This window comes from Gordonia otitidis NBRC 100426, from assembly GCF_000248075.1.
In the GTDB taxonomy this organism is placed as follows: Bacteria; Actinomycetota; Actinomycetes; order Mycobacteriales; family Mycobacteriaceae; genus Gordonia; species Gordonia otitidis.
Genome location: NZ_BAFB01000003.1, coordinates 1 through 2995 on the forward strand (window position 1 = coordinate 1; position 2995 = coordinate 2995).

At 66.3% G+C, this 2995-nt stretch carries 5 protein-coding genes; all 5 read left to right on the forward strand.

From position 1 onward, the window contains the following. A partial coding sequence (locus GOOTI_RS00260; protein WP_007236542.1) for a sulfurtransferase occupies positions 1–605 on the forward strand: 605 nt, incomplete at its 5' end. Between the two features lie 2 nt (positions 606–607). Further along, positions 608–913 (forward strand): DUF1416 domain-containing protein, encoded by a 306-nt coding sequence (locus GOOTI_RS00265; RefSeq protein WP_005172564.1) that lies wholly within the window; start codon positions 608–610, stop codon positions 911–913. Between the two features lie 213 nt (positions 914–1126). Beyond that, positions 1127–1792 carry a heme-binding beta-barrel domain-containing protein gene (locus GOOTI_RS00275; protein ID WP_007236544.1) on the forward strand — a complete coding sequence of 222 codons (666 nt, stop codon included), beginning with the start codon at positions 1127–1129 and terminating at the stop codon, positions 1790–1792. Positions 1793–1802: 10 nt separating this feature from the next. Next, positions 1803–2141: a hypothetical protein gene (locus tag GOOTI_RS00280; protein ID WP_007236545.1), complete on the forward strand. Its 339-nt coding sequence runs from the start codon at positions 1803–1805 to the stop codon at positions 2139–2141. Positions 2142–2210: 69 nt separating this feature from the next. Next, positions 2211–2822, forward strand: a complete 612-nt coding sequence (locus tag GOOTI_RS00285; RefSeq protein WP_007236546.1) for an ABC transporter ATP-binding protein — start codon at positions 2211–2213, stop codon at positions 2820–2822. The last annotated feature ends 173 nt before the right edge of the window (positions 2823–2995 follow it).

Below are 2995 nucleotides of genomic sequence, written 5' to 3' on the forward strand. Positions count from 1 at the left end.
CCGTCGTCCTCTACGGCGGCAACAACAACTGGTTCGCCGCCTACGCGTACTGGTACTTCAAGCTCTACGGCCACCAGGACGTCAAGCTGCTCGACGGTGGCCGCAAGAAGTGGGAGCTCGACGGCCGTCCGCTGTCGACCGATGCCGTCTCGCGTCCCGCGACCGAGTACAAGGCCGCCGACCCCGACAACTCGATCCGCGCATTCCGCGACGAGGTCGTCGACGCCATCGGCACCAAGAACCTCGTCGACGTGCGTAGCCCCGACGAGTTCTCGGGCAAGATCCTGGCTCCCGCACACCTTCCGCAGGAGCAGAGCCAGCGTCCCGGCCACATCCCCGGCGCGATCAACGTGCCGTGGAGCAAGGCCGCCAACGAGGATGGCACCTTCAAGTCCGACGACGAGCTCGCCGAGCTCTACTCCGAAGCCGGCCTCGACGGTTCGAAGGAAACCATCGCCTACTGCCGTATCGGCGAGCGTTCGAGCCACACCTGGTTCGTGCTGCAGGAACTGCTCGGACAGAAGAACGTGAAGAACTACGACGGCAGCTGGACCGAATACGGTTCGCTGGTCGGCGTTCCGGTTGAATTGGGAGAAGGTAAGTAATCATGTGTGCTGCACCCAAACAGGGACAGAAGTTGCCCGCGGGCGTCGACGTCGAGAAGGAGACCGTTCTCACCGGACAGGTCACCGACGGCTCCGGCAACCCGGTTGCGGGCGCGTTCGTGCGGCTGCTCGACTCGACCGGTGAGTTCACCGCCGAGGTCGTAGCCAGCCCCACCGGCGATTTCCGCTTCTTCGCCGCCCCCGGCACCTGGACGCTCCGCGCGCTCAGCTCGCAGGGCAACGGCGACGTGACCGTCAGCCCCGAGGGCCCCGGAGTGCACGACAAGGACATCACCGTCTCGAAGTAGCGCAACGCTCCTCGGGACACAAGGCCCGGCACCCACGGTGGTGGGGTGCCGGGCCTTTGTGCGCCGGCACCCCGAGCCCCTGAGCACAGCGTCCTCACGGAGGGCTAGAATCTATCCCGTGGTCATCTTCTTCGAAATCCTGCTGGTCCTCGCGGCCGTTCTGATCACCTGGTTCGCGCTGTACGTGCTCTACCGACTGGTCACAGACGAATCGTGACCTCCCCGGAGGACGGACAGCCAGACGACGCCGTCGGCGCCCGCAGATCGGGCGACGAGGCGATCAGCCAGGCCGATTCGCGCGCTGCCGAGTCAGGTAGCCGCGAGCGCAACGTGCCCGCGTGGGACGATCTGCCGCTCGAGGCGGACACAGCGAACCTTCGGCTCGGCGCCGATCTCCATCAGGGATTGCTCGCGTTGCTTCCGCTCGTGGGTGTCTGGCGTGGCGAGGGTGAGGGGCACGACCCGGTCACCGGTACCGACTACCACTTCGCGCAACAGATCGTCGTGAGCCATGACGGCCAGAACTTCCTCAACTGGGAGTCGCGGTCGTGGGTCATCGACGAGGACGCGAAGTTCCTCCGTCCCGACCAGCGCGAGACCGGCTACTGGCGCATCACCGTGGACGATTCCATCGAGCTTCTACTCGCCCACGCCGAGGGCTGGGTCGAACTCTTCTACGGCCGCCCTCTGAACCAGACGTCGTGGAATCTCACCACCGATGCCGTCGTGCGCTCGGAGACCTCGGTGCCCACCGGTAACGCCAAGCGGCTCTACGGCATCGTCCCCGACGGCGACCTCGCCTACGTCGAGGAACGTGTCGACCCCGACGGCGACCTCACCCCGCGCCTCTCGGCCAAGCTGCGTCGGTTCGTGGGATAGTCCCACCGCGATGCTGCGCGACCACACCGGCGCCCCACGCTCACTGCCGGTCTACTTCGCCCTCGTCTGGCTTCCGGTGCTCTCGACGCTGCTGTTCGGTCAGATGTCCGCGACACTGTTCGCGTCGATCCTCGCCGCGCTGGTGATCGCCCTCGTCGCAGATGATGCCCGGGTCGGCGCGCGTACGCGTCGACTCATGGTGCAGGTCTTGACGATCCTGCGCTCGGTGCAGCCGCGAACGCCCCACTCCACCAGCCCTCCGCCACGCCGCGACGACACGAGAATCTCACTGCGGCAACACATTCACACCTTTGGCGCGGTAGCACCGCGCGCTCCGGCCGTCCTCTGACGGCCCGACGCCTCGCACGTCCGGGCCAGATCTGCCCGCCCTGCCCTACGTGTGAAGGATATCCCTCTCGTGCTGTCCATTTCGGGTGCTCGACGCACCCTCGGTTCCCAGACCCTGTTCGACGACCTCGATCTCGAGGTCAGGCCCGGCCACTGTGCATGCATCATCGGCCCCAATGGCGCGGGCAAATCGACGCTCCTGCGCTGCATCGTCGACGACGACCGACTCGACTCCGGAACGATCGACGTGTTCGGCCTCCACCCCGACGATCGCTCGCCGCGGTTTCGCGGTCTCGTCTCCGCCGAGATCGGCGACGAGGCAACGTTCTTCGATGCAACACTGATCGAGCACCTCCACCTGCTCGCTCGTACACATCGCATGGACTCCGCCGACGTTGAGGCCGCACTCGACGACGCGGGTCTCGGCGATCTCGGTGACCGCTATCCGCATACGCTCTCCACCGGGCAGCGCCAACGATTCGCATTGGCGGCAGCATTACTTCGACCCGCACGCCTGCTCGTCCTCGACGAACCCGAGCGCGGACTCGATCTCGTAGGCCAGGAGTGGGTGGCCGATAAGCTGCTGACCGCCAGACAGTCCGGTCTCGCGGTGGTGGTCGCCACCCACAGTCCCACACTGGTCGAGCGCTGCGCCGACATCGTCGTGGAGATCGACCGATGAACACGAGCACCCGACCGCGCCGTGTCCCCGATCTGCGCTTCCGGTGGATGCGACGCTACGACTTCAGCTGGGTCGAGCTCGTCTTCTGCGCTGCGGTCCTCGGTGGTGGGGTGGTCACGCTGCTGGCCCCGTCACGGGTGTCGAGGGTCGTCGAACTATCGGGAGCCGCGGCC

Excerpts from the sequence above, each read along its gene's own strand:
- GOOTI_RS00280 (WP_007236545.1), top strand. The coding sequence starts at position 1,803 with ATGCTGCGCGACCACACCGGCGCCCCACGCTCACTGCCGGTCTACTTC.
- GOOTI_RS00265 (WP_005172564.1), top strand. The coding sequence starts at position 608 with ATGTGTGCTGCACCCAAACAGGGACAGAAGTTGCCCGCGGGCGTCGAC.